This window comes from Cellulomonas sp. P4_B5_2 (assembly GCF_056402235.1).
Genome location: NZ_JBFUHU010000441.1, coordinates 1 through 2379 on the forward strand (window position 1 = coordinate 1; position 2379 = coordinate 2379).

At 76.2% G+C, this 2379-nt stretch carries 2 protein-coding genes and 1 pseudogene; 2 read left to right on the top strand and 1 reads right to left on the bottom strand.

Features of this window, described 5'->3' with window-relative positions; genetic code table 11:
- A partial coding sequence (locus tag AC1DUQ_RS20830) for an HDOD domain-containing protein (RefSeq protein WP_477074528.1) occupies positions 1-654 on the top strand: 654 nt, incomplete at its 5' end.
- 30 nt (positions 655-684) lie between these two features.
- Positions 685-960 carry a DUF2530 domain-containing protein gene (locus AC1DUQ_RS20835; RefSeq protein WP_477060024.1) on the top strand — a complete coding sequence of 92 codons (276 nt, stop codon included), beginning with the start codon at positions 685-687 and terminating at the stop codon, positions 958-960.
- Here the strand turns inward: AC1DUQ_RS20835 and AC1DUQ_RS20840 are convergent.
- Positions 961-2379, bottom strand: a pseudogene (locus AC1DUQ_RS20840) (sacsin N-terminal ATP-binding-like domain-containing protein); the annotation flags it as partial.

Sequence of the window (2379 nt, forward strand, 5' to 3'; positions counted from 1 at the left end):
CTCCTGCAGGGCCCCATGTTCGAGCGTCGCGCGGAGGGCACGGGTCGCGACTTCCGGGCCGGCGAGATCCAGTGCCTGACCCTGGTCCGCCTCCTCTCGGCCGAGTCGCCCGACCACGAGGCGATCGTCCACACCGTCGAGTCGGACCCTGAGCTGAGCATGCGGGTGCTGGCCATGGTCAACTCGAGCGCGACCGGGGTGCGCCGCCACATCGACTCGGTGCGGCACGCCGTCGTCCTCCTGGGCCCGCGGCAGCTGAGCGCACTGGCCATGGCCTCTCTGGTCGACGCGCGCCCGGCGACGGTCGGCGCGCTCTGGTCGATCCTCGCTCGCGCGCTGACGTGCGGAACCCTGACGGGCTCCGACGCGGGGTACACCGTCGGGCTCCTCTCCGCGGTCGCCGCGCAGGAGCACCTGTCCGTGGACTCGCTCGTGGAGCGCTCGGGCGTGTCCGAGCAGATCGCGCACGCCCTGCGCGACCAGACCGGGGTGTACGGGCCGGTGCTGGCGGCCGTGATGGCGCACGAGGAGAACGACACCGAGGGTGTCGCCGCGACAGGGCTCGTGCCCCGTGACGTGGCACAGGCACACCTGACCGCCGTGTCCGAGGCGTACGCGACCGCGACGGCGCTCGCGGTCTCGCCGACCGCCTGACGCCCCGGCGCGGGCGACTACGCTTCTGACGTGCCCTCGCCGTTCGCCACCCTGCTGCACCCGACCCGCACCACTCCCCCTCCGGTCGCCATCGACCTCGAGCGGGTGGTTCTCGTGGGCACCGGGATCTGGGTGCTGGCGCTGCTGGTGACCGGGGTCCTCGCACTCACGGGCGAGGTCGAGTGGGACATCGTGTGGGTCTGCGCCACGGGGGTCGCCCTCGGCCTGCTCGGGGCCGACTGGGCCCGCCGGCACCGGCCCGTTCCCCCAGCGGCACCGGCCGACGAGCCGCCCGCTCAGGACTAGTCAGGGCCCGATCGGGTCGTCGAGCACGGTCCCGATCACCAGCTCCGCCGCGCGCTCCGGCGCCACGAGGACCGCCTCGATCGCGTGCCGCGCCGACCAGCGCCCGCCCGCCTGCGCCAACCCGGCAGCCAGTCCCGCCGCGTGCACGGCACGGACCACCGCGTGCGCACCCTCGCCGGTCACCCACCAGTCCACCGGCGCTCCGTCGACCGTCAGCTCCTCGTGCTCCCACCACGTGGCCGGGGCGTCGTCCAGGAGCGCGGAGACCTCCGCCGGCACGGGCTGCTCCACGCAGCGGTCCGCGTCGTCGATCTCGCCGGCCGCCAGCTCCGTGGCCAGCGGCAGATCCAGCAGCGCCGCCAGGGCGTCCGCGTGCGCCCGGGTGGCCGGCACCATGGCCGCCACGTCCGTGCGCTGCCACCACATGGGCTGCTCGGCGACGGCCGCGTCGTCGGCGTGCACCACCGCCACCTGCGCCGGGGCGACGAGCGCCGGGATCCGCTCYGCCGGACGCGCCTGCGGTCCCCCGTCCGAGCGTGCGGCCGCTGCCGCGATACCCCGCCACAGGGCCACCGCGGTCCGCTCGTCCACAGGGGAGCCGGGGTGCCCGAGCGCGTCGAGCACCCGCACCCACGCGTCGGCACCGAGCTCGTCGAATCGGCCCACGCCGCCCAGCGCCCGCTGGATCCCCGCGTCGAGCCCCCGCAGCACGTCCGGCACCGCCGGCAGCACGTCCCGGAGGGTCGGCTCCGTCTCGTCGCTGTCGATCGCGAAGATGCCGTCGAGCCGGTCCGGCCCCCGCTCGCGCAGCCACCAGGCGGTGTACGAGGACGCGGTCGCCCCGCGCTCGCCGCGCACCCGGTCCAGCAGCGCACGCCGCAGTGCGGGGACGGAGGCGAGCCGCGCGAGGACGTCGGACCAGCGACCCTCCTCGACCGCGTCCAGGTCGGCCACCGCGTCGACGTCGCCCACGTACTCGCCGCCGCCGAGCGTCGTGGACAGGTGCGCGAGGTAGTCGGGCCAGGCGTCGAGCGACTGCGCGGCAAGGCTGGCGTCGTCGGTGCCGTCCGGGTCGATCGCGGCGGGCTCGGCCACCACGTCGGCCACGTGCACCACCGCGAGGTCGTCGCGCACCCCGACGGCGACGAGGGTCGCGGCGCCCCAGCGCTCCACCGCCTCGAGGGTCACGGGCGCCAGCACGCGCGGGTCCAGCAGGTCGGCCGCGGGCCCGTCCGGGAGCACCAGGCCGTGGGCGGGTGTCGGCTCACCGTCGACGGCGGGGAGCGTCAGGAGGCCCAGCCAGGGCGCGTGCCCGGTGCCGGGGTCGGCGTCGCCGATCGCGGCGCGCACGACGGCCAGGACCGCGTCGGTGACCTCGTCGGCCAGCGCGAGGTCGTCGTCGTCGGCCTGCTCCAGCAC